Here is a 24,019-nt window from a genome sequence, read left to right on the forward strand (position 1 = left end):
AATCCAGGGGAATCATGTTTCGTTTGCCAATCGGCGTAGCAGCTCTATGCCTCGCAGCATCATCGTTTGCCGCAGCACCGTTCGACGACAAGTTCCGCCAGCTCGATGAGCTGCTGCCGACCCCAGGCACGATCCGCACCGCCTCCGGCGCCCCGGGCCACGCCTACTGGCAGCAACGCGCCGATTACACGATCCGCACCACGCTCGATGAAGCCAAACGCGCGCTCTCCGGCGCCGGCACGGTCACCTACCACAACAATTCCCCGGATACCCTCAAATACCTGTGGGTGCAGCTCGACCAGAACATCTACAAGACCGATTCGGATGCGCGCCAGAGCGCCATCCTGCCGTCGCGCGATGCGTGGGCCAACGGCACCCAGACCACCGGCCTGAAATACGATGCCCTGCGCACCGTGCTCGAGGGGCGCACCTTCCCGGGCGGTTTCGACATCCTGGCAGTCAAGGATGCGAGTGGTCGCCCGCTGCCGTACACCATCAACAAGACGATGATGCGGATCGACCTGCCGCAGCCACTCAAACCGGGCGCGAAGGTGACCTTCGGCATCGACTGGCGCTACAACATCAATGAGCAGAAGGTGCTGGGCGGGCGCGCCGGCTACGAAACCTTCGACGACAAGAACGACCTGTTCGAAGTCGCCCAGTGGTTCCCGCGCATGGCCGCCTACTACGACGTGTACGGCTGGCAGCACAAGCAGTTCCTGGGCTCGGGCGAATTCACGCTGGAGTTTGGCGACTACGACGTGCGCATCACGGTGCCGGGCGACCACATCGTCGCTTCCACCGGCGAGCTGCAAAATCCGGGCGAGGTCCTGACGGCCGCCCAGCGCGATCGCCTGCAACAGGCGAAGACGGCGAAAAAGCCGGTCATCATCGTGACCCAGGCCGAAGCCGAAGCGGCCGAGAAGGTGCGTAGCACGGCCATGAAGACCTGGCACTTCAAGGCGAAGAACGTGCGTGACTTCGCGTTCGCGTCGAGCCGCAAGTTCATCTGGGATGCGCAGGCGGTCAAGAGCGGCAAGCAGGACGTGCTGGCGATGTCGTACTACCCGAAGGAAGGCAATCCGCTGTGGGAGAAGTACTCGACCCAGGCGATCATCCACACCATCGAGCAATACAACAAGTACTCGTTCGACTACCCGTACCCGACCGCGATCTCGGTCAACGGTCCGGTGGGCGGCATGGAATACCCGATGATTTCGTTTAACGGTCCGCGGCCGAGCAAGGACAAGAAGACCGGCGAACTGACGTACTCGCAGCGCACCAAGTATGGCCTGATCGGCGTGATCATCCACGAAGTGGGCCACAACTACTTCCCGATGATCGTCAACTCGGACGAGCGCCAGTGGACCTGGATGGACGAAGGCCTGAACTCGTTCGTGCAGTTCCTGGCGCAGGAAGCCTGGGAAGCCAACTGGCCGGGCGGCCGCGGCGACCCGCGCGCCATCACCACCTACATGAAGAGCACGAATCAGGTGCCGATCATGACCAACTCGGAATCGGTTCTGCAGTTCGGTAACAACGCCTATGCCAAGCCGGCCACCGCGCTGAACGTGCTGCGCGAGACGGTGCTGGGCCGCGAGCTGTTCGACTTCGCGTTCAAGGAATACGCCGAGCGCTGGAAGTTCAAGCGCCCGACACCGGCCGACTTCTTCCGCACGATGGAAGACGCGTCGGGCACGGACCTCGACTGGTTCTGGCGCGGCTGGTTCTACACCACCGATGCGGTGGACGTGAGCGTCGACGGCATCACCGAGTACACGGTGTCTTCCAAGGACCCTGAAGTCGAGAAAGCCATGGCGCGCGCACGCCGCGCCGCCGAGCCGGTGTCGATCACGGACCAGCGCAACAAGGGCATGCCACGCCGCGTCGATGCGCACCCGGAACTGAAGGACTTCTACAACGAGAACGACGAGTTCACCGTCACCAACAAGGACCGCAACAAGTTCGCGGAGACGACGGCCGAGCTGGAAGACTGGGAAAAGGCGCTGCTCAAGGAAGGCAAGCACCTGACGCTGGTCGACTTCTCGAACGTGGGCGGCCTGGTCACGCCACTGATCGTGGAACTGACGCTGAAGAACGGCCAGAAAACCATCGAGCGCATCCCGGCCGAGGTGTGGCGTTATTCGCCGACGAAGATCACGAAGCTGTTCGTCACCGATGAACCGATCGTCGGCCTGACGCAGGACCCGAACTGGGAAACGGCCGACGTCGACGTCAGCAACAACAGCTGGCCACGCAAGGCGACGCCGTCGCGTCTCGAACTGTTCAAGACCGAACGCGATCCGAACAACCTGATGCGCGACTTCAATTCGAAGCTCAAGACGAAGGATGCGCAAGGCACGCCGGCGCCGGAGGCGGCGCCAACGCCAGCGGAATAACGCAGCATCCGGCTGGTTCATTACCCGGGCGGAGCGATCCGCCCGATGTCATTTTTTGGGTACCACGATCATGAAACTCCCCCACCTGCACGCGGCCTTCGCGACCCTCACCCTCGGCGTTGCGATGACTGCCGGCGCGGCCGGTCCGGCCTTCGATGACAAGTTCCGCCAGCTGGACGAGCTGCTGCCGACACCCGGCGTCACGCGCAACGCGGCCGGTGCGCCGGGCCACGCTTACTGGCAGCAGCACGCCGACTACAAGCTGCGCGTCACGCTCGATGAAGCCAGTCGTGCGATCAGCGGCGCCGGCACGGTCACGTACCACAACAACTCGCCCGACACGCTGTCGTACCTGTGGGTGCAGCTGGACCAGAACATGTTCCGCAGCGACTCGGACAACCGCAAGATCACGACGCTGCCGTCGCGCAGCGCGTGGCAGGCCAGGGGCAACGATGGCGTGAAGTTCGATGCGCTGCGCTTCACGCTGGAGGCAGGCAAGTTCGCCGGCGGCATCGACATTCAGAGCGTAACCGGCAGCGACGGCCGCGCGCTGGCGCACACGATCAACAAGACGATGATGCGGATCGACCTGCCGCAGCCATTAAAACCAGGTGCAAAGGTGTCGTTCAACGTGGCCTGGCGCTTCAACATCCCCGAGACGAACGTGCTGGGCCGACGCATGGGCTTCGAGCGCTTCAAGGATGGCAACGACATCTACGAAATCGCGCAGTGGTTCCCGCGCATGGCCGCCTACTACGACGCGGCCGGCTGGCAGAACGCGCAATACCTGGGCGACGGCGAATTCACGCTGGAATTTGGCGACTACGATGTGGCGATCACGGTGCCGAGCGACCACATTGTGGCCGCCACGGGCGAGCTGCAGAACGCGGGCGACGTCCTGACCAGCGCCCAGCGCGGTCGCCTGCAGCAAGCGAAAACCGCGGGCAAGCCCGTGATGATCGTGTCGCAGGCCGAAGCGCAGGCGACCGAAAAGGGCCGCGCCACCGGCAACCGCACCTGGCGCTTCAACGCCAAGAACGTGCGCGACTTCGCGTTCGCGTCGAGCCGCAAATTCATCTGGGATGCGCAGGGCATCAAGAGCGGCAAGCAGGATGTGATGGCGATGTCGTACTACCCGGCCGAAGCCAATCCGCTGTGGGAAAAATACTCGACGCCGGCCGTGATCCACACGATCGAGCAGTACAACAAGTACTCGTTCGACTACCCGTATCCGGTGGCGATCTCGGTCAACGGCCCGGTGGGCGGCATGGAATACCCGATGCTGTCGTTTAACGGCCGCCGCCCCGTCAAGGACGCGAAGACGGGCGCGCTGACCTACTCGCAGGCCGCCAAGTATGGCCTGATCAGCGTGATCATCCACGAGGTGGGCCACAACTACTTCCCGATGATCGTCAATTCGGACGAGCGCCAGTGGACCTGGATGGACGAAGGGATGAACAGCTTCCTGCAGTTTTTGGCCGAGCAGGCGTGGGAAGAGAACTACCCGGCGCGCCGTGGCGAGCCGCGCGACATCGTCGACTACATGCGCAGCACGAACCAGGCACCGATCATGACGAATGCCGAGTCGACGCTGCAGCGCGGCGCCAACGCCTACGCCAAGCCGGCCACCGCATTCAACATCCTGCGCGAGACAGTGCTGGGACGCGAGCTGTTCGACTTCGCATTCAAGGAATACGCCGAGCGCTGGAAGTTCAAGCGCCCCACCCCGGCTGACTTCTTCCGCACGATGGAAGATGCATCAGGCACGGACCTCGACTGGTTCTGGCGCGGCTGGTTCTACACGACCGACGCGGTGGACATCAGCGTCGACGGCATCAGCGAATACACGGTGTCGTCGAAGGACCCGGAAGTCGAAAAAGCCTGGCAGCGCGCGCGCCGCGCCGCCGAACCGGTGTCGGTAACCGACCAGCGCAACCAGGGTATGCCGCGCCGCGTCGATGCGCACCCGGAGCTGAAGGACTTCTACAACGAACACGACGAATTCACCGTCACCAACAAGGACCGCAACACCTTCGCCGAAACGACGGCCGGGCTGGAAGACTGGGAAAAGGCACTGCTTAAGGAAGGCAAGCACCTGACGCTGGTCGACTTTTCCAATCGCGGCGGCCTGGTGATGCCGCTGATTGTGGAGCTGACCTTCAAGAGCGGCAAAAAATCGATCGAGCGCATTCCGGCCGAAGTGTGGCGCTATTCGCCCAAAAAGATCACGAAGCTGTTCGTCACCGACGAACCGATCGTCGGCCTGACGCAGGACCCGTACTGGGAAACGGCCGACATCGATGTCAGCAACAATAGCTGGCCACGCAAGGTGACGCCGTCGCGCCTGGAGCTGTTCAAGACCGAGCGCGATCCGAACAACCTGATGCGCGACGCGGCCACGCCGTTGAAAGCGGCACCAAAGGCAGCCCAATGAACGTGCGCGGATTGAAATCGCTGCTCCTGGCGCTGCTGCTGTGCGCCAGCACTGCGGCCAGCGCGCACCGCTTCCACTTCGGCATGACCGACATCTCGTACAACGCGCGCACCGAGAGCACGGAAATCGTCCACACCTACACGGCGCACGATATCGACGCGCTGCTGCTCAATCTGTACGGGCGCCAGTTCGACCTGAGCGACGTGGAAGACCAGGCGGTGCTGCGCACCTACATCGAGCGCCACTTCTGGCTCGCCGACAAGAACGGCAAGAAGCTGCCCGTGACCTGGGTCGGCATGACGGCCGATGCGCAAAGCGTCGTGATCTACCAGGAGCTGGCCGCCACCCCGCTGTCGGCAGCGGCCGTGATCCGCCAGGGCGTCCTGGTCGACTTCATGGCCGAACAGGTCAACACCGTGAACCTCAACGAAGGCGGCGCCGTGCGTTCGCTGACCTTCATGCGCCAGACGCTCGAACAGCCTGCGCGCTGAACCCTTACTCTGAAATTGCCATGCTGCTTCGTCCGATGCCTCTTCGCCCAATCGCGTGCGTGCTCGCCGCGCTGTTCGCCTCATCACATGTCCATGCCGATGATTTCCAGCTCCAGCGCGTGCTGGTCGAAGGCGCCCGCGCCAGCCAGCTCGGCATCGCCGATTCGGCCGGCGCCGGCAGCGCCGGTGCGAAGGACCTGGCCGGGCGCATCGCGTACCGGCCGGGCGAGCTGCTCGAAGTCACGCCCGGTCTGATCGCCAGCCAGCACAGCGGCGAAGGCAAGGCCAACCAGTTCTACCTGCGCGGCTTCAATCTCGACCACGGCACCGACCTGGCCACCTGGGTCGACGGCATGCCCGTCAACCAGCGCAGCCACGCGCACGGCCAGGGCTGGACCGACCTGAATTTTTTGATCCCCGAACTGGTGGGCCGGCTCGATTACCGCAAGGGTCCGTACTCGGCGCGCGAAGGCGATTTCTCGTCGGCCGGCGTCGCCTCGCTCAGCTATGCCAATCGCCTGGTGAAAAGCATCGCGTCCGCGACGGTCGGCCAGGACGGCTACGCCCGCACGATGCTGGCCGGTTCGCCCGAGGTTGCCGGCGGCAGTCTGCTGTACGCGCTGGAGCTGATGAAGAACGACGGCCCATGGACGCGCCCCGACGGCTACCGCAAGGTCAACGCCGTGCTGCGCTACAGCCAGGGTTACGCCAACAATGGCTGGAACGTCACCGCGATGAGCTACAGCGGCCACTGGAATTCGACCGACCAGATTCCGCTGCGGGCCGTCGAGGATGGCCGCATCGGCCGCTTCAACCTCATCGACGACAGCGATGGCGGCAAAGCGCGCCGCCAGAGCATCTCGGGTATCTGGCGCAGCACGGACACCGATTCGGCCTCGAAAGTGAGCGCCTACGTGATCCGCAACGAGCTCGAACTGTTCTCGAACTTCACCTACTTCTTGAACGATCCGGTGAACGGCGACCAGTTCGCCCAGCCCGACCGGCGCGTGACGACGGGCCTGGACGCAACTCACACCTGGCACATGCACCGCAGCGACACGCTGTCGTCCGACCTGATGGTGGGCGCGCAACTCCAGAACGACAATATTTACAACGGCCTGTACGACACCCGCAGGCGCGCACGCATCGCCACCACGCGCGAAGACCACATCGTCGAGACGAGCGGCGCGGTGTTCGTCGAGAATGCCACGCGCTGGAGCGATGCGCTGCGCACGGTCGTTGGTGTGCGCGCGAATAACTACCGCTTCCGCGTCGATGGCGACCGGCCTGAAAACGCCGGCAAGGCGCACGACACCCTGGTCACGCCGACGCTGAACATCGCCTACGGCCCGTGGGCCTCGACCGAGCTGTATGCCAACTACGGCCACGGCTTTCACAGCAACGATGCGCGCGGCACGGTCGCCACGGTCGATCCGAAAACGCTCGATGCGGTGGATCGCACGCCAGGCCTCGTGCGTTCGCGCGGCGTGGAGTTCGGCCTGCGCACCGAAGCGATCCCGAAGATGCAGATGTCGCTGGCCGTGTACCGCCTCGACTTCGATTCCGAGCTGACCTATATCGGCGACGCCGGCAACACCGAGGCGGGCGATCCGAGCCGCCGCTACGGCATCGAGTTTTCGAACTACTACCGGCCCTACAAATGGCTGTCGGTCGACTTCGACGCCGCCTGGGCCCGCGCGCGCTCGCTGGGCAACCGGATCCCGGGCGCCATCGAAGGCGTCGCGCAACTGGGCGTGACGGTCGACCGCAGCGGCCCGTGGTCGGGTTCCCTGCGCCTGCGCTGGTTCGGCCCGCGCCCGCTCATCGAGGACGACAGCGTGCGCTCGAAGGCGAGCGTGACGCTCAACGGGCGCGTGGGTTACCAGCTGGCGAAGGACCTGCAGCTGGAACTCGAAGCGTTTAACCTGACGAACCGGCGCGCCTCGGCGATCGACTACTTCTATGAGTCGCAACTGGCGGGCGAATCGGCGCCGGTGGCGGACGTGCACTTTCACCCGATCGAACCGCGCTCGCTGCGCCTGACCCTGGTCAAGACCTGGTGAGGTCTGGCCCGGCGCGGGTGAAAGTGCTAGGCTAGAGGGATGACCACACCGCCCCTGCCCTATCTCGATCCGTCGCACCTGACGGCCGCACTGCGCGACACCGGCTACGCCCTGCTGCGCCCTGACGACGTTGCGCTGCTGGCCGGCTGCAGCCTGCAGGAGCTCGCCACGCTGGTACCGAGCTGGGACCGGCTCGAACTCGACGACTACCTGAAGGATGGCGGGCGCTATCGGCGCCGGCGCCACTCGTGCTTCATCGACGATGGCGCCAGCCTGGTGCAGACGCCGCACCGGGCGCACTGGCAGCCGGTCGAGTACAACGCGCTGCACGGCGGCATGCACCGCCTGTTCGCGCCGATGGAAACGGCGACCGTCGCCAACCCGGCCTGGGAACGCCTGCTGCGCGCGCTCGGCGCGGCCTGTTCGGCGGTGACGCCGGTACAACCGTGGTTTGTCGAAGCGCACCAGTTCAGGATAGATACGGCGGACGGCATCGGCCGCCCGACACCCGAAGGCGCGCACCGCGACGGCGTGAACTTTGTGGCCGTGATCATGATTGGCCGCCACGGCATCAAGGGCGGGGAGACGCGCGTGTTCGACGCCGACGGCCCCGCTGGTCAGCGCTTCACGATGACCGAACCGTGGACGCTGCTGTTGCTGGACGACGCCGCCGTGATCCACGAATCGACACCGATCCAGCCGCTGGGCGAGCATGGTTACCGGGATACGCTGGTGCTGACCTGGCGCGCCGGGTCATTCCAGGGCGAAAACGTCTAAGCCGACCAAAAAAAACGCCCGCAGAACCTGATGGTTGGCGGGCGGCAAATCCAATTTTCGGAGAAAACTGGAGGAGACAGTTCCAATATATCTCTTTTTATTGTGCAGTGCAATACGGTAGATCTACTGTTGTAAATTTGTAGAACGCCCTGCCAAACCGCCCATTTTTCCGCACTGCACTATTTGTAATGACACCCGTGCAGCCCTGCCGGGGGCGTCACATTTGCTACACTCAGTTGCTTGCCGGAGCGCCGGATTGCCGGATTGCTGGACCAGGCCGCGATCACCCAGACACCATGAAAACCATTCGACATCCACGTGCCCTTGCCATCGCCCTCGGGGCTGCGTCGCTGTGCGCCGTCATTGCGCTGGCGACGATCAACCGCGCCGACGCCAAGGAAGAAAAGGCCGCGCCGCGCCCTGCCCTGAGCGTCACCACCACCCGTCCCGCTACCGCCAGCCTGCCAATCAGCCTGACTGCCAACGGCAGTATCGCCGCCTGGCAGGACGCAGTCATCGGCAGCGAATCGAACGGACTGCGCCTGAACGAGGTGCGCGTCAATGTCGGCGACGTGGTCAGGAAGGGCCAGGTGCTGGCCGTGTTCGCGGATGAAACCGTGCGCGCCGATATCGAGGGCGCGCGCGCCGCGCTGCTCGAAGCGAAGGCCAATGCCCTGGAATCCAAGGCGAATGCCGACCGCGCACGGGCACTGGAAAGCTCTGGTGCCCTCAGCGCCCAGCAGGTCACGCAATACGTGACGGGCGAGCAGACTGGCGCCGCGCGCGTCCAGTCGGCCCAGGCCACGCTGACGCAGCAGCAGCTGCGCCTGAAGTACACGCAAGTGACGGCGCCCGACAGCGGCGTGATCTCGGCGCGCGGCGCCACCGTTGGCGCCGTCGTCGGCGTGGGCACCGAACTGTTTCGCATGATCCGCCAGGGCCGCCTTGAGTGGCGCGCCGAAGTGACGGCACAGGACCTGGGCCGCATCAAGGCGGGCACGCGCGCCATCGTGCGCGGCGCGAGCGGCCTCGAAGTCACCGGCAAGGTGCGCGTCGTGGCGCCGTCGGTCGATCCGCAGACCCGGCTTGCGCTGGTCTATGTCGACCTGCCGCCGGCGCTGTCGGGCGACATGCCGCTCAAGGCCGGCATGTTTGCCAGCGGCCGGTTCGAACTGGGCACGTCGAACGCCCTGACCGTACCGCAGCAGTCGATCGCGGTGCGCGACGGCTTCAGTTATGTGTACCGCCTGAATGCGGACAGCCGCGTGAGCCAGCTGAAGGTCACCACGGGCCGCCGCCTGGGCGACCGGGTCGAGATTGTCGGCGGCCTGGCGGCCGACGCGCCCATTGTCGTCACCGGCGCCGGGTTCCTCAATGACGGCGACCTGGTACGCAATATTGCCGCGCCCGCAGCCGCGCCGGGACCTGTACCAGCAAAGGCTGCACGATGAATTTCTCCGCCCTGTCGATCCGCAATCCGATCCCGGCGATCATGCTGTTCGTCCTGCTCACCGTGGCGGGGCTGATGGCCTTCAATGCCAGCAAGGTGCAGGACTTCCCCGACATCGAACTGCCGATCGTGACCGTCACCGCCGTCCTGGACGGCGCCGCCCCGGCGCAGCTGGAAACCGAAGTCGCGCGCAAGATCGAGGACTCGGTCGCCACCCTGCAGGGCATCAAGAACATCTACACGCGCGTGCTCGACGGCGTGGCCACCGTCACGGTCGAATTCATCCTCGAGCGCGATTCGGCCGAAGCCGTCAACGACGTGCGCGACGCGGTCTCGCGCGTGCGCGCCGACATGCCAGCCGAGCTGCGTGAACCGACCGTGACCAAGGCCGCCACCGCCGGGCGCGTCGTCTCCACCTTCACGATCGCCGCGGCTGAAGGCTCGGGCCTGGACGACCAGGACCTGAGCTGGTTCGTCGACAACGACGTCGCCAAGCGCATGCTGGGCGTGCCGGGCCTCGGTGAAATCCGGCGCGTGGGCGGCGTGACGCGCGAGATGCGGGTGGAGCTCGACGACCAGAAGATGGCGGCGCTGCGCGTCTCGGCGCTCGACATCTCGCGCCAGCTGCGCAATGTGCAGCGCGAAGCGCCGGGTGGCCGGGGCGATGTCAGCGGCGTCGAGCAATCGGTGCGCACGCTGGCCACCGTCGGCACCGCGCAGGCGCTGGCCGCGATGGAGATCCCGCTGCCGGACGGGCGCCACGTGCGCCTGGACCAGGTAGCGCGCGTGCTCGACACTGTGGAAGAGCCGCGCGCGCTGGCCGAGCAGGATGGCCGCCGCGTCGTCGCCTTCGAAGTGTTCCGCACACGCGGGGCCGGCGAGATCGATGTCGCCACCGGCGCGCGCGCCGCGATGGAACAGCTCAAGAAAGAAAACCCGAAGCTGATCGTCAATGAAGTGATCGACAACTCGGTGTCGGTCGACGAGAACTTCGACGCCTCGATGCACATGCTGTACGAAGGCGCGCTGCTGGCGGTGCTGGTCGTGTGGTGGTTCCTGCGCGACTGGCGCGCGACGCTGATCGCTGCGGCCGCCCTGCCGCTGTCGGTGATTCCGGCCTTCCTGGGCCAGTACCTGTTTGGCTACACGCTCAATATGGTCACGCTGCTGTCGCTGGCCCTTGTGATCGGCGTGCTGGTCGACGATGCGATCGTCGAGATCGAAAACATTTCGCGCCACCTCCACATGGGCAAGTCGCCGATGCAGGCCTCGCTCGAAGCGGCCGACGAAATCGGGATGGCGGTCATCGCCACCACGTTCGCGCTCGTGGCCGTGTTCCTGCCGACCGCCTTCATGGGCGGCATCCCGGGCAAATTCTTCAAGCAGTTCGGCTGGACCGCCGTGCTGGCGATCCTGGCGTCGCTCCTGGTGGCGCGCCTGCTCACGCCGATGATGTGCGCGTACCTGCTCAAGGCGCCGAAGAACGCCGGCGTGGCCGGTCACGAGCCGCAGGACGGCGCGATCATGCGGCGCTACCTGGCCGTGATGCAGTGGTGCCTGCGCCGCCGTGGCCTGACGATGCTGGGCGCGGCCGTGTTCTTCGCGGGCTCGCTGGCGCTGGTGCCGCTGCTGCCGACCGGCTTCATGCCGCCGGCCGACCGCTCGCAGACGCAGGTCAATGTCGAACTGGCGCCGGGCGCCACGCTGGCCCAGACCCGCGCCGTGGCCGAGCAGGTGCGCCTGGAACTGATGAAGGTCGAAGGCGTGACAAGCATCTTCAGTTCGATAGGTGGCGGCTCGAGCGGTGACGCGTTTTCGCCCGGCGCCGCTGCCGAAGCGCGGCGCGCGGTGCTGACCGTGAAAACGGTGGACCGGAGTGACCGCGACGTGAAGCTGGGCGTGATCGAAAACACGATCCGCGAACGCGTGGCCGCCATTCCCGGCGCGCGCTTCACGGTCGGCATTCCCGACGCCGGCACCAAGATGCAGCTGGTGCTGCGCAGCGAAGACGCCAATGCGCTGAGCACCGCGGCGCGCCAGGCCGAGCGTGAACTGCGCGGCCTCCCCGGCATTGGCAACGTCAGTTCGAGCGCCTCGCTGGTGCGCCCTGAAATCATCGTGCGCCCCGACTTTGCCCGCGCGGCCGACCAGGGCGTGACGGCGGCGGCGATTGGCGAGACGGTGCGCGTGGCCACCGCCGGCGATTATGAACAGTCGCTGGCCAAGATGAACCTGGACGAGCGCCAGGTGCCGATCCGCGTGAAACTGCCGGATGCCGTGCGGGCCGACCTGGCGGCGATCGGGCGCCTGACGGTGCCCGGCAAGAACGGACCGGTGCTGCTCTCGACCGTGGCCGACATCACGATGGAAAGCGGCCCGGCGCAGATCAACCGCCTGAACCGCACCCGCAACGTCACGCTCGACGTCGAGCTGTCGGGCCGCTCGCTCGGCGAAGTCAATACCGCGGCGCGCGCGCTGCCCGTGTTCCAGTCGCTGCCGTCGTCGGTGACGATCGCGGAGCTGGGCGACGCCCAGGAAATGCAGGCGCTGTTTGCCAGCTTCGGCCTGGCGATGCTGATCGGCGTGCTGTGCATCTACGGCGTGCTGGTGCTGCTGTTCTCGGACTTCATGCAGCCGGTGACGATCCTGGCCGCGCTGCCGCTGTCGATCGGCGGCGCCTTCGTGGCGCTGCTCGTCACGAGCAATGCGCTGTCGATGCCAACAATGATCGGCCTGATCATGCTGATGGGGATCGTGACCAAGAACTCGATCCTGCTGGTCGATTACGCGATCCTGGCGCGCCAGGCAGGCATGAACCGCTTCGACGCGCTGGTCGACGCCTGCCACAAGCGCAGCCGGCCGATCGTGATGACGACCATCGCGATGGGCGCCGGCATGCTGCCGCTGGCGCTTGGGTTCTCGGGTGATCCGAGCTTCCGCTCGCCGATGGCGGTGGCCGTCATCGGTGGCCTGATCACGTCGACGTTACTCAGCCTGCTGGTGGTGCCGGCCGTGTTCACGTATGTCGACGATTTCGAGAATTGGCTCAAGCGCACCGGGCGCAAGATGCGGCGCCAGCCGGCGCGGGCCGTCGAGGTGGACAACAGCCCGGCCTGAACGCAGCGTCGTCTCAGCGAGGTTCTTCGACGCCGGCAGCCTGCAGCAGTTGCCAGAGCGCGAAGACCTTCGCGCCATCGTTGGCCGGGCAGTGCAGCAACAGCGCTGCCCTGCTGTGTTCATCCATCGCATCGACAATCCGCCCGATCAGCGCCGCATCGTCGTCACCCACGATGGCCAGCGGATGCGCCCAGCGCGGGCGGCCCGGTTCGCGGCCGAACAACCACACCGGCAGCACGCCCAGCAATAGCAGCGGGCACGCGACGGGAATCAGATAGGTCCACCAGGGCGACCACAGCGCGCCGACCACGCCGGTGAGCGCCAGACTGGCCACGATGGTCGCGCCGTATAGCTGCGCGCCGCAGCGCTCGAGCCAGTCCGGCGGATAGGCCCTTGCCAACCGGTGCACCACGCCCTGCAGCCGGACATGGTCGCCGCGGGACAGGGCTCGCCGGGCAGGATCGACGACGGTGCGGAGCATGCTCATGATGGCCTGCCCTGCAGGGTGGCGATCAGCGCCACGACGATCGTGCACGCGATCCAGATCGACCACAGCGTATGCGTCATGAAATGCGCGCCGCGCAGTTGCTGCAGATAGCCGACCGTGGCACCGGCGCCGATCGCCAGCAAGGCGGCGGCGCGCGCCCGCGATGGCCGCGCCGGCAGCCAGCAGACGGCCAGCGCCACCAGCCACAGGGCGCTCGACGCATGGCCGGCAGGCAGGCACTGGCCCGGCAGCGTGTCGGCCGGGAACGCGCCGAACAGGCGCACATAGGGCTGCTCGCCGCCATAGCGCAGCAGATCCCATGGGCAGTGCGATGCGCTCAGGTGTTTCAGGGTACTGGTCACGGCCGGCACCAGGATGGCGGCCAGCGCAACGATGCGCAGCTGCACGCGGCCAAGAGCGCCCAGCGCGGCGCGGGGCCGCCAAGCGTCGACCAGTGCGTAGCCGACGACGCCCACGGCAAGCAGCATCAGGAGCTGCTTGACGATCACGTGGTTGAACGTGACGGTCAGCCACGTATCGCGCCAGGGAAAGACGCGGCGCTCTACGTCGAACACGGCATCGGCCAGCACCAGGTCGAGATCCGTATAGCGGCCCAGCCACAGGATGGTCAGCGCGCCCGCCGCCAGCATCATGGCCAGGCGCCGCAGGGCGTGCGCCGACAGCAGCGGCGCATGCAGCCCAGGCTCGGCCCGCATCTGGTGAAGCTCACGCATTTCAAGCATCTCACGCATTTCATGCATGTCACGCTCCCCGCACGCACGCATGGAACAGGTCCAGGCGCGGATTGAGCACGGCCGTGTTCACGTCGAGCATGCCGAGCACCGAGTGGAACACATTGTCATGCGACAGCGGTTCGTTGCGCCGCGCGGCCAGGCAGCGCCGGTCGATGCGGAACCGCTCGCTGAAGCTGTCGGACATCCACAGCATCATCGGCACCTCGGTCTGCTCGCGCGGCGCGAACATGTACGGCGCGCCGTGCAGGTACACGTTGTTTTCGCCGAGCGACTCGCCATGGTCCGAGAAGTACAGCATGGCCGTATCGGCGTCCTGCGCGGTGGCAATCGCGCGCAAGCCGTCGATGGTCTTGCTCAGGAAGTAGTCGGTGTACAGGATCGTGTTGTCATAGGCGGCCCGGATCGAATCGCGCGAGCACGTGTCGAAGTCATTGCTCGCGCACACCGGACCGAAGCGGCCGAACCCTTGCGGGTAGCGGCTGGCATACGCCGGGCCGTGGCTGCCCTTCTGGTGCAGCACCACGACCAGGTCCTTGCTGCTGTTGGAGAGCAAGTCCGGCAAGCCATCGAGCAGGCGCTCGTCGTAGCATTCGTCGCCGCTGCAGTGCACATTCCTGCCGTCGGGCCGCGACAGGTCCTCGTACCCGACGCGGTTGCAGACGCCCTTGCAGCCCGAATTGTTATCGCGCCACAGCACGGCGAAACCCGCATGCGTCAGCACGTCGAGCAGGCCTTCCTGGCTTGCTGCTTTGGACTGGCTGTAATCGTTGCGCCCGAACGCGGAAAACACGCACGGCACCGATACCGCAGTCGCCGTGCCACATGAACTGACACGCGAGAAATTGATTAAACCAGCTTGCCGCGCCAGCAGCGGATTGGTCTCGCGCGCATACCCATCCAATGAAAAATTCGCCGCGCGCGCCGTCTCGCCCACGACGATCACCGTCAACGTTTTGCGGTGATGGCCGGCCCAGGCAGCGCCCTTCACGGCATCGCGGCCCAGTGGTGCGACCACGATCTGGGCTGCCCAGCGGCTGCGCAGATACCCATCCACGGCCTGGATGAAATTGGTGGGCGTAAGCAGGAAGCGCAGTTCGCGGTGCTCGTGCAACGTCGGCGCCAGGCTCTTGAACAGCAGCGCCAGCAGGACAAACGCCAGCAGCAGCGAGCCGCCCGCATTGCTGCTGCGCTTGAGCAGCCCTTTCACGCCACTGGGAAACTGGATATTGGCGCGGGCGATCCACAGCGATGGCAGCACGCCCAGCAAGCCGATCCTGGCGGCCATCTGCCAGCTGATCAGTTCGGTCGCTTCACGGGTATCGGTCTCGAACACATTCTGGATCATCGCCTTGTCGATGACGATGCCGTAGGCGGCGATGAAGTAGCCTGCCGCGGACGCCACCAGCACGAGGGCGATCAGCACCGGCTTGGCGAGGTAGCGAAAGCTGGCCAGCGTCAGGCAGGCATTGAAGAACAGGACGACAATCAGGAACGTACCGGTAAGCGTGGGCAGGCTGGCCAGCGATATGCCACCGGTCGCACGAACCAGCACGCTCCAGAAGGTGACGTTGCCCAGGCTGGCCAGCAACAGCGCCACGACCAGCACAAGCAGCGATGCATCGATCCGTCTTGTAAACAGTTTATCCATTTCACACCCTAGTCAACATTGCAGCAACCATCGCTGCAGTGCTTCAAGGATAGAAAGGATGATGGCAAGCCACCGTCAACGCGGCGTTAGGATGGCGTGAACGTCACAGGAAAAATGATCGTGAAGCGGCTGCCGCCGCTCGGACGGTTTTCGTACACGAGCGATGCACCCAGGTATTCGCAGATGCGCTTGACCAGCGACAGGCCCAGCCCGGTGCCGGCCGAGCCGCTCGACGGAATCGGGCGTGCGCCCTCGCCCAGCGTCTGCCGTACCGCGTCGGGCAAGCCGCGCCCCGTGTCTTCGACCGTGATGCGCCCCGGTTCGATGACGACCGTTACCTCGCCCTGTTCGGTGTACTGGCAGGCGTTGCGAATCAGGTTGGCGATGGCTGACACGCACAGTTCGGCAGGCGCGCAAATGCGAAACGCGGCATCGCCGACACAGCGCAGCGTGACGGGCCGGCCGGTCACCATGGCCTGGTAGCGCTCGGTTTCGCGGCGCGCAATCTCGTTGACCGAGACGGGCGAAAACAGGGCGAGCTGGGGTGCGCGCGCCAGCACCAGCAGCACCGTCACGCACTCCGTCGCTTCCTGCGCCGCCCGGTAAATGCGCTGCGCCGGCGCCTGCACCGCGGGGCTCCTGCCGTTTTCGACGAGGATCTCGGCCGCGCCCATGATGACGGTCAGCGGTGTGCGCAGCTCGTGGCTGACGTCGCCCGTAAACAGGCGTTCACGGTCAAGGTATTCGCGCAACTCACGCGTATGCGCGGCCAGTGCGCGCGCCAGGGTTCCCAGCTCGTCGGCCCGTTCGGTATGCGGCAAGGCAAATGCACCCTGCCCCACCGCGTCGGCCAGTTCGCGCAGCGGCGTGACGATGCGCCTGCCGACAAAGCGGCCAAGAAACAACGCCAGTGTGACGAAGCCGGCAAAAAAGGCAGCGAACATCGAGTACACCAGTATCTCGATCTCTTCGTAATCGCTTTCATGGTCGACCACCACATACGGCCCCCGTTCGTCGGCGCCGGCCAGCACATGCAGGCCGATGCCATCGACCTCGGCCTCGGACACGCCGGCCGGCAGCGCGCGCAGCGAGAGCGGGATATCGTCGCCCCGGTGAAAGCGCAGGCCGGCCGGCAGGTCGGCCGGCAGCCCGGCGGCAGCCCTGGGGCGCGCCCACTTTTCGACTTCGGCCAGGCGCTCGTCGACCAGGTGGACTTCGATGCCCTCGACCACCAGCGCGGCCAGCACCGCGAAGAACAGCGACAGAACGACGCCGAACAGGATGAAGGCGCCGACGATCGGCCGGCTGAGCGAACTAGCCGGGCGCATCGGGCATCGCCAGTTTGTAGCCGACGCCGGCGATGGTATGGATCAGGGGTGAGGCAAACGGCTTGTCGACCGCCTGGCGCAGCGCATGGATGTGCGTGCGCAGCGCATCGCTCTCGGGGCGGTCTTCGCCCCAGACCGCCTGCTCGAGCGCCTCGCGCGGCACGATGCGAGGCGCCGCCGCCATCAGGCAGCGCAGCAGGACGTACCCGGTCTTGGTCAGCACGATCCTGACGCCGTCACGCGAAGCCTGTTGCTGGTCGGGATCGAATACGAGCGGGCCGAAACGCAGGACGCGGCTGAATGCATGCTGCCCACCGGCACGGCGCGCCAGCGCTTTCAGGCGCACGTCGAGTTCGACCAGGGAAAACGGCTTGACCAGATAGTCGTCGGCGCCGCTGTCGAAGCCCTGCACCTTGTCCTGCAGGCTGTCGCGCGCCGTCAGCATCAGCACCGGCGTCGCGCTGCTCAGATCGGTGCGCAGCTTCTGGCACAGCTCCAGGCCGCTCAAGCCGGGCAGCATGACGTCGAGGATGATGACGTCGTAGTTGTTTTCGGACGCCAGCGCCAGGCCGCCATAGCCGTTGCGCGCCGAATCGACGGCGTAGCCCTTCGGCTCCAGGAACCCGTACAGGTTGGCCAGGATGTCCGGGTTGTCTTCGACGATGAGGATGCGCATGCTGGTCATTGTAAGGTGAATCGGTCGCCGTTTTCAGCGCGGGCGATAGCGCTGCTCGCGGTACAGGATCGACGGCAGGATCACGTGCGCCATCGCCTTGTCGACCTGCGCCTGGGTCGGGCTGCCGCTGCCCGGGCTGAAATGCCCGCTGGCGGCGTCGTACCGGCCCGCCAGCGGCGATTGGCCGGGCCGCAGTACGGTGGCCGAGGTGCCTTCGAGGTAGGCAAAATAATCGTTGAACTGGATCAGCGCGCGGCCCGGCGTCGTGCTGTCTTTCGCGAGATCGCGCCCGATCATCGGGTGCGTGCTCGACACACCCAGCAGCGACAGCAGCGTCGGCGCCAGGTCGATCTGGCTGGCGATGGTCGCAATGCGCCTGGGCTCGATGTCCGCGCCCAGGATCAGGCCCGGGATGTGGAATTTCTTGATCGGCACGAGGCTGTCGCCATACACGCGGTTGTCGTGGTCGGCGACGATCAGGAACACCGTGTCTTTCCAGTAGGCCTGTTGTTTGGCTGCGCGGATGAACTTGCCCAGCGCGTAGTCGGCATACTTGACCGCGTTGTTGACGGTTTGCTTGTCGCCGTCATGGAGCGCGATTTTACCGTCCGGGAATTCGAACGGCTCGTGGTTCGACGACGTGAAGATCAGGCTGAAGAATGGCTTGTTCGCGGCGTGCAGGGTATTGAGGCGCTCAAGCGACTTGTCGAACAGGTCTTCATCCGATGCGCCCCAGCTGGCGACGAACTTCGGTTTCATGTCGCCGATGTCGACGATCTTCTGGAAGCCATTACCGGTGAAGAAGCTGCGCATATTGTCGAAGTGCGCCTCGCCGCCATAGACGAATTCGGTGTGGTAGCCCTGGTCGCCCAGGCCGGCCGCGAGCGTATAGAAATTCTGCTGCGACAGCGACAGCTTGACCGTACTGCGCGCGGGCGTGGGCGCATAACCGGCAACCACCGCCTCGATGCCGCGCACCGAGCGGGTGCCAGTGGCGTACAACTGCTCGAACCACCAGCCCTCGCCCTTGAGTTTTTCGAGCTCCGGCGTGACGGCCAGCCCGCCCAGCGACTCGACGAACGTCGCGCCCAGGCTTTCCTGCAGCACGATGACAAGATTGAGTGGCTTGGCGCGCGTGACGGCCGCGCTCTGGTAGTGCCGCGTCGGCTGCTCAGGGTTGGCGAACTGATAATCGCGCAGCCATGGCGCCGCCTTCACTTCGGCAAACACCTTCGCGCGCGGGAAGTCGCCATAGATATCGGACGACTTGGCCTCGTTGTCCATCGAGCGCATCGCGTCGAGCACCGACCATGCCGAATTGATGACGAGCGAATTGACCATCGCATCGCCCGTCAGCGCGAACATGGCCGGATTGGCGGGCCGGTGACCGGTGGTCGAGCGGATCTGCATGAACACGAGCAGGCACAGGACGGGCCACGCCAGCAGCATCCTGCGGCCCGGCCACATCGGCATGCTGGCGGAGGCGCTTTTCAGCAGGCGCACCAGCGCGACACCCACGAGCACGGTGACCGCGCAGCCCAGCATCACCGCCGTGCGGAAACCGTGCCACAGCGTGGAAAAGACTTCCCGCGGATTGTTCAGGTATTCGATGAACAGGCGGTTGGGGCGCACGTCGTACTGCATGATGAATTGCGGCGACGCGACTTCCATGAACAGGATGAAGATCAAGGCCAGCATCGTCCAGCCCAGCGTGAAGCGTTGCCACAGGCGGGCCGTACGGCGATAAGCCAGCAGCGGCGCGGCCAGCAATGGAATGGCCAGGCAATAGCCAAGCAGAATCAGATCGGCGCGCACGCCCTGCACGATGATGTCCAGCACGGCGCCGGTGGCATGCACGCGCTCCCATTGCCAAGCCAGCATTGCCAGCCGAAAGCCCGAGAGCAGCACGAGGCCAATAAGCAGCATCTGCACCAGCGGTGCGAAGGGGCCGGCGATGCGCGTGCTGCGTGCCAGCCAGGAAGATGCAGGGCGTGTCTGGGCGGTGGCCGCCCGGTGCAGGTAGAGCTCGTCAGTCTTCATGAATCCGTCGGATGGGCCGGGCCATGCGCTGCCCGACGATGAATCGATCACGCGGACCTGAATCCAACGCGCTTTCTGATGCGGTATGGATGCTAGATTGCCCACCGTCATCGTCACGTTAATCAGACGTTAAGAAAGCGTTAAAGCTCAGAATGAAAAAAGCCCGGCCAGCAGATGCTGGTCGGGCTTTCGATCGGCACATCGATGATGCGCCGGAATCAATCCACAGTACTAGACCGTGGAATTAATCGCGGTACGAGTTGTAGTCTTTGCGGTAGTCGTTGCGATAATCGTCACGATAGTCGCTACGGTCGCTCGAGCCGCCCAGCAGCTTGGCCAGGATGAAGCCGACGCCGACTGCAGCCAGCAGTGCGCTGCCTGGGTTGTTCTTGACGTATTCCTTGCCCTGTGCCGACAGATCCGAGTACTTCTCGGTGATCTGGGTCGAACGGTCGCCGAATTTTTCTTGCGCGGTGCTGATCAGGCCAGTGACCTTTTCGACGCCTGCGTGTGCTTTCGAAGCGATGTTGTCGACGACTGGCTGAGCAGCTTGCGCTGCCTTGTCGATGGCGCCGTGTGCTTTCTCAGGCGTGATCGACGACATTGCTGCCTTGATGCCACCAGCGGCGTTTGCTGCGGTGTCGCTGATCGACGATGCGGTCGACGAAGTCGACGAGGTCGATGGCGTCGATGGGGTCGACGACGAACCGGTGGTCGAACCCGACGTGTTGCCGGCGCCGGTGCTGGCGCTGCTGCCGCTGTTGCCCAGACCGCTGTTGCCGGTCACGGTGCTCGTGCCCAGCGAACCGGTGCCCGAACCTGGGTTCGAACCTGCGTTGGTTGCGTTGATGCCTTTACCTTCGGTAGACTTTTGATTATCCATGATGTAACCCTCATAAAATAGTGATCAACGCGGAGTAGAACGAAATTCGACTAGCACCACATCTTTGATTGAATAAGTCCGATACAACAAGCGGGAACGATCTTGTACTGCGCTACATCAACATCGGTTCGACCCGGCGTCTCTGTATATTTTCTTTGCGTCCCATCCCGGTTGGCCGCCTTGCGGCAACTTTCCGAGTCGCAGTATCGGATTCACTGCGTCGCGATACAAAAAATACAATGGGCACCCTGCGCAGACCGTGCGCTGACTAACAGAACCATCACATCGGTTCATAAAGCGGTCATTTTGGGTGATTTAGGCGCACTTTACGGCAGCTGGCAGTACCATACGCCCCCTCATCACAGACAGGAACGCCTGACATGGCAGTAGAGAAGGACCCGGGCGCCGCGCGCCTGCCACCGCTGCGGCGCACGGACGTGGCGCAGGCAGAACAGGATGCGGCAGCACGCGCGCAGCGCGATGCGCAGGTGCGTGGGGTGGACTCGATTCCGGCGATGCGCGAAGCCATCAAAGAGGCGGCGCGGACGCTGCCCCCGTTCACGCACGTGCCACGCCTTGCGCGCCTCGATGCGGCGGCATTCCGCACGCATGCGCTGGCCGGCATGCCGTTTCTGGTGACGGACGTGGTCGGGCGCTGGCCGATCGTGCAGCTGGACATCGCCACCTTGCGCGCCCAGTACGGCCACCTGCCCGTGCGTGCGCGCGTGGGCGACTACGTGCACACCGCGTTCGCGCCGGACCGGGCCATGCAGGACATGCTGCTGCGCGACTATCTGGATTTGTCCACGCCGCCCGAATCGGGATTGCCGCCGTATGTAGGCAACCTGGCGCTGCGCGAACTGAACCGGCTGTGCCACTGGCCGGCATACTTTGACAAGATGGGGCCGCCCCGCTTCTGGATCGGCCCGGCGCGCACGATCACGCCGCTGCACTGCGACTACGACGACAATATCTTCGCTCAGATCCGCGGCGTGAAGCGGATCTTCCTGGCGCCGCCCCATCACGATGCGTTCTTGTATGCGCGGGAAGCCAATCCGCTGCTGTTCGGGTCACCCGTCGACCCCGAAGCGCTGGACGACGGGCGCTTTCCGCTGGCGCGCCAGGCGGCGCTAGTAGAGGTGATCGTCCGGCCGGGCGACATGCTGTATGTGCCGGCCGGCTGGTACCACCAGGTGCGGGCGCTGGAGTTTTCGCTGTCGTCGAACCGCTGGGCGCGTGGGCTGCCGCTGGCGCTGGCGCTAGCGGACCAGCAGCCCGGCTAGGCGGCCTTCTTCGGTCGTTCGACTGCCGGCTCGGCCGCCTTTTCCTCGCCCAGCTTCAAAAACTGCGTGGAAGGCCGGCCATCGGCATTGTGCTGCACGATGCGCTCGGGCCGGCCCTTCGCATCGAGCCAGACCTGGCCGATGCCGGAACCGTTCCACAGGCGCTCGCCGTGCTTGCGCTGATCGGGCAGGTGCGGCGTGATCGACATCGCGCGCCGCTTGGTGAACCAGTTCAGCGGCGAGCGCGGCGAATACAGCCAGCGATTGAGGCGGTCGAGCCAGTTGAGCAGATCTTCGGGGAATTCGTTCTTGAAGCCGCTACTGGTGATCTGCCAGATGTGCGGCGGCCGGGTGTCGTCGCGCACCTCGACGTCATAGGCGAACGAATAGTGCACGTCGCCCGACAGGATCACGTAGTTGCCCGGTGTGCGCGAGTGGCGGAAGATATTCAGCAGGCTGCGGGCCGCGCCGCGGTGCGCCATCCAATTCTCGGCGTCGACGGTCAGGGCCTGGCCCATCAGCGTGGCGATCTTCTGCACCACCTCGATCAGCTTCACGCCGAACATCGGCGCCGCCGACACGATCACTGCCGCCGTCTCATCGAGCAGTTCATGCTGGAATTCGGTCAGCGATTCCCAGTCCATCAGGCCGGACGGATGGCTCGGCCGGCGCTGGTTGCGCCAGCGCCGCGTGCGGGTGTCGAGCACGATGACAGCCGGCTGCGTGCGCAGCATGTAATCCCACTGGCGGAACGTCAGCAGCCGCTCGATCAGCGCGCCATGCGGTTCGGGTTCGAGGCGGTTCCTGTCGTCGGGCCCGGCCGCCATCGCGGCCATGTCGTCCAGCACCTCGCCGAAGACGTCGGGCCGGTTGCCCCAGCCCTGGCACAGCATGTAGGCCACCAGCGCATTGCCCATGATGCGGCGCGAGAAAGGATGGCCGTAGGCGGTCTTTTCCCACTTGTACGACAGGTTCCAGTCATCGGTGACGTCATGATCGTCGAAGATCATCAAGGTCTGCACGTGCGCCATCAGGCGCGCGGCGCGCGGCAATTCGTCGCAGAATCCGTGAATGATGCCGGCTTCCTCGTGCCAGCGCTCCTGGTGCTTGGGGTCAAGCTCGGGCATCGCGATCTCGCCAATCACCTGCCACGGCACCGGCGACCAGACCAGCAGGTACATGGCCAGTACTTCGCCCAGCGTCATCAGGTGGTTGTCGGCGTTGGCCGTCGTGAAGATCGGCTTTTCCACGCCGCCGAAGAACTTCTCGCGCAGCGCCTCGCTCGACTTATGGGCCGGCAGCAGGCGCTGGCGGCCATAGTAACCGTCGGGATGGGCGTACAACTCGTCGCTGTCGGCGACGACAGCGCCTTCGACGCATTCGCCGAACAGACCCAGACGCTCGATCAGCGCATGGGTCGCGCCCAGCATCGGACCGGCCACGTCGTCGGCATACACCTGATCGCCGGCCAGTAGCAGCATCGACGGCCGCTCGCCGGCCTGATCCACGTGTCCGGCAATCAGATCGTCGCCCCGCGCCAGGCCGTCGCGCGACGGGTGATGCGGCTTGCGGCACGAGCCATACAGGATGTTGTCGGAGCGGCTGCGCAGCACCATGTTCGGCCTCGCGGCGCCTTCGTGCACCAGATGCGGTGCCCACGCCGCGATGCCCTGTTCGACGCCTTCGACATCCGTCAGCAACAGGTCGTAGTCGATCAGCGTGTCCTGCGGCAGTGGCTCGGGCAGCGTGAAATCGATAAAGTGAATGTGCGCATCGCGCCCGATCGGAATGATGCGGCACGAATTCTCGTCCACCACCAGCTGCTGCTTATTGCCGCCATGTGGTTCCAGCACCAGGGTGAAGGACAACGGCGTGCTGCCGACCAGCCAAAGGACAAGACGGCCAGGTTCGAGGCGGCGCAACAGGGGACCGACGAGGACGGATGGGAGGCCGTTGGGGGTGTGTATGTGGATCACGCGGACGACGGCAGGCTGTGAAAAAAGTCGGGTCAGTGTAACAGAGCCATCTGGAAATCAAAGTTGCTTATCCATGCGCGCTGGCGTGCACGATCACGTCAGATACGTTGTCGGAAAGATTAAGGGGGTTGTAAATTCTGCTTGCACGGCGCGCAGACTACGATAGAATAAATGAGAATCATTATCATCTGATGAGGAGCACTGCCCTCCTC

General features: G+C 65.1%; 16 protein-coding genes. 8 read left to right on the top strand and 8 right to left on the bottom strand.

The genetic code is table 11. The features are described 5' to 3' along the window. Positions 1-14 precede the first annotated feature (14 nt). The 7 genes from NX775_RS07965 to NX775_RS07995 all read left to right on the top strand — a co-directional run bounded on the left by NX775_RS07965 (position 15) and on the right by NX775_RS07995 (position 12,731). The gene (locus NX775_RS07965; protein WP_258835508.1) at positions 15-2,399 is read left to right on the top strand and encodes a M1 family metallopeptidase; all 2,385 of its coding nucleotides are present in this window, start codon (positions 15-17) and stop codon (positions 2,397-2,399) included. Positions 2,400-2,469: 70 nt separating this feature from the next. Then, the gene (locus tag NX775_RS07970) at positions 2,470-4,833 is read left to right on the top strand and encodes a M1 family metallopeptidase (RefSeq protein ID WP_258835509.1); all 2,364 of its coding nucleotides are present in this window, start codon (positions 2,470-2,472) and stop codon (positions 4,831-4,833) included. Further along, entirely contained in the window at positions 4,830-5,324 is a 495-nt protein-coding gene (locus NX775_RS07975; RefSeq protein WP_258835510.1) for a DUF6702 family protein, read from the top strand. Before NX775_RS07970 ends, NX775_RS07975 begins: the two co-directional genes overlap by 4 nt. Positions 5,325-5,359: 35 nt before the next feature. Further along, complete coding sequence (locus NX775_RS07980) at positions 5,360-7,387, top strand: TonB-dependent receptor (RefSeq protein ID WP_258835511.1); 2,028 nt, start codon at positions 5,360-5,362, stop codon at positions 7,385-7,387. A gap of 39 nt (positions 7,388-7,426) precedes the next feature. Beyond that, positions 7,427-8,164, top strand: coding sequence for a 2OG-Fe dioxygenase family protein (locus NX775_RS07985; protein WP_258835512.1), 738 nt, complete (start codon positions 7,427-7,429; stop codon positions 8,162-8,164). Positions 8,165-8,460: 296 nt separating this feature from the next. Beyond that, entirely contained in the window at positions 8,461-9,615 is a 1,155-nt protein-coding gene (locus NX775_RS07990; RefSeq protein ID WP_258835513.1) for an efflux RND transporter periplasmic adaptor subunit, read from the top strand. Further along, positions 9,612-12,731 (top strand): efflux RND transporter permease subunit, encoded by a 3,120-nt coding sequence (locus NX775_RS07995; protein WP_258835514.1) that lies wholly within the window; start codon positions 9,612-9,614, stop codon positions 12,729-12,731. The genes NX775_RS07990 and NX775_RS07995 overlap by 4 nt, the downstream gene beginning before the upstream one ends. 13 nt (positions 12,732-12,744) lie before the next feature. Here NX775_RS07995 and NX775_RS08000 read toward each other — a convergent pair whose 3' ends face one another. The 7 genes from NX775_RS08000 to NX775_RS08030 form a co-directional block, all read right to left on the bottom strand. Then, the gene (locus tag NX775_RS08000) at positions 12,745-13,218 is read right to left on the bottom strand and encodes a hypothetical protein (protein ID WP_258835515.1); all 474 of its coding nucleotides are present in this window, start codon (positions 13,216-13,218) and stop codon (positions 12,745-12,747) included. Further along, entirely contained in the window at positions 13,215-13,979 is a 765-nt protein-coding gene (locus NX775_RS08005) for a phosphatase PAP2 family protein (protein WP_258835516.1), read from the bottom strand. The genes NX775_RS08000 and NX775_RS08005 overlap by 4 nt, the downstream gene beginning before the upstream one ends. Before the next feature lies 1 nt (position 13,980). Then, positions 13,981-15,621: a phosphoethanolamine transferase gene (locus NX775_RS08010; protein WP_258835517.1), complete on the bottom strand. Its 1,641-nt coding sequence runs from the start codon at positions 15,619-15,621 to the stop codon at positions 13,981-13,983. A gap of 86 nt (positions 15,622-15,707) precedes the next feature. Further along, positions 15,708-16,949 (bottom strand): sensor histidine kinase, encoded by a 1,242-nt coding sequence (locus NX775_RS08015; protein ID WP_258835518.1) that lies wholly within the window; start codon positions 16,947-16,949, stop codon positions 15,708-15,710. Beyond that, entirely contained in the window at positions 16,936-17,625 is a 690-nt protein-coding gene (locus tag NX775_RS08020; protein ID WP_258835519.1) for a response regulator transcription factor, read from the bottom strand. Before NX775_RS08020 ends, NX775_RS08015 begins: the two co-directional genes overlap by 14 nt. Positions 17,626-17,658: 33 nt before the next feature. Continuing rightward, positions 17,659-19,665, bottom strand: coding sequence for an LTA synthase family protein (locus NX775_RS08025; protein WP_258835520.1), 2,007 nt, complete (start codon positions 19,663-19,665; stop codon positions 17,659-17,661). Positions 19,666-19,909: 244 nt separating this feature from the next. Continuing rightward, positions 19,910-20,548 carry an ElaB/YgaM/YqjD family protein gene (locus tag NX775_RS08030; RefSeq protein WP_258835521.1) on the bottom strand — a complete coding sequence of 213 codons (639 nt, stop codon included), beginning with the start codon at positions 20,546-20,548 and terminating at the stop codon, positions 19,910-19,912. A 380-nt stretch (positions 20,549-20,928) separates the two neighbouring features. On the opposite strand from NX775_RS08030, the gene NX775_RS08035 reads away from it, so the two are divergent. Continuing rightward, positions 20,929-21,831: a cupin-like domain-containing protein gene (locus NX775_RS08035; RefSeq protein WP_258835522.1), complete on the top strand. Its 903-nt coding sequence runs from the start codon at positions 20,929-20,931 to the stop codon at positions 21,829-21,831. On the opposite strand, the gene NX775_RS08040 is transcribed toward NX775_RS08035, so the two are convergent. Then, positions 21,828-23,753 carry a metallophosphoesterase family protein gene (locus NX775_RS08040; protein WP_258835523.1) on the bottom strand — a complete coding sequence of 642 codons (1,926 nt, stop codon included), beginning with the start codon at positions 23,751-23,753 and terminating at the stop codon, positions 21,828-21,830. The two genes, NX775_RS08035 and NX775_RS08040, sit on opposite strands and share 4 nt — an antisense overlap. Positions 23,754-24,019 lie beyond the last annotated feature (266 nt).

The organism is Massilia aurea, assembly GCF_024753205.1.
Lineage (GTDB): Bacteria > Pseudomonadota > Gammaproteobacteria > Burkholderiales > Burkholderiaceae_D > Telluria > Telluria aurea.

Excerpts from the sequence above, each read along its gene's own strand:
- NX775_RS08020 (WP_258835519.1), bottom strand. The coding sequence starts at position 17,625 with ATGCGCATCCTCATCGTCGAAGACAACCCGGACATCCTGGCCAACCTG.
- NX775_RS08015 (WP_258835518.1), bottom strand. The coding sequence starts at position 16,949 with ATGCGCCCGGCTAGTTCGCTCAGCCGGCCGATCGTCGGCGCCTTCATC.
- NX775_RS07990 (WP_258835513.1), top strand. The coding sequence starts at position 8,461 with ATGAAAACCATTCGACATCCACGTGCCCTTGCCATCGCCCTCGGGGCT.
- NX775_RS07985 (WP_258835512.1), top strand. The coding sequence starts at position 7,427 with ATGACCACACCGCCCCTGCCCTATCTCGATCCGTCGCACCTGACGGCC.
- NX775_RS08010 (WP_258835517.1), bottom strand. The coding sequence starts at position 15,621 with ATGGATAAACTGTTTACAAGACGGATCGATGCATCGCTGCTTGTGCTG.
- NX775_RS07975 (WP_258835510.1), top strand. The coding sequence starts at position 4,830 with ATGAACGTGCGCGGATTGAAATCGCTGCTCCTGGCGCTGCTGCTGTGC.
- NX775_RS08005 (WP_258835516.1), bottom strand. The coding sequence starts at position 13,979 with ATGCATGAAATGCGTGAGATGCTTGAAATGCGTGAGCTTCACCAGATG.
- NX775_RS08000 (WP_258835515.1), bottom strand. The coding sequence starts at position 13,218 with ATGAGCATGCTCCGCACCGTCGTCGATCCTGCCCGGCGAGCCCTGTCC.
- NX775_RS07965 (WP_258835508.1), top strand. The coding sequence starts at position 15 with ATGTTTCGTTTGCCAATCGGCGTAGCAGCTCTATGCCTCGCAGCATCA.
- NX775_RS07980 (WP_258835511.1), top strand. The coding sequence starts at position 5,360 with ATGCCTCTTCGCCCAATCGCGTGCGTGCTCGCCGCGCTGTTCGCCTCA.
- NX775_RS08035 (WP_258835522.1), top strand. The coding sequence starts at position 20,929 with ATGGCAGTAGAGAAGGACCCGGGCGCCGCGCGCCTGCCACCGCTGCGG.
- NX775_RS08025 (WP_258835520.1), bottom strand. The coding sequence starts at position 19,665 with ATGAAGACTGACGAGCTCTACCTGCACCGGGCGGCCACCGCCCAGACA.
- NX775_RS07970 (WP_258835509.1), top strand. The coding sequence starts at position 2,470 with ATGAAACTCCCCCACCTGCACGCGGCCTTCGCGACCCTCACCCTCGGC.
- NX775_RS08030 (WP_258835521.1), bottom strand. The coding sequence starts at position 20,548 with ATGGATAATCAAAAGTCTACCGAAGGTAAAGGCATCAACGCAACCAAC.
- NX775_RS07995 (WP_258835514.1), top strand. The coding sequence starts at position 9,612 with ATGAATTTCTCCGCCCTGTCGATCCGCAATCCGATCCCGGCGATCATG.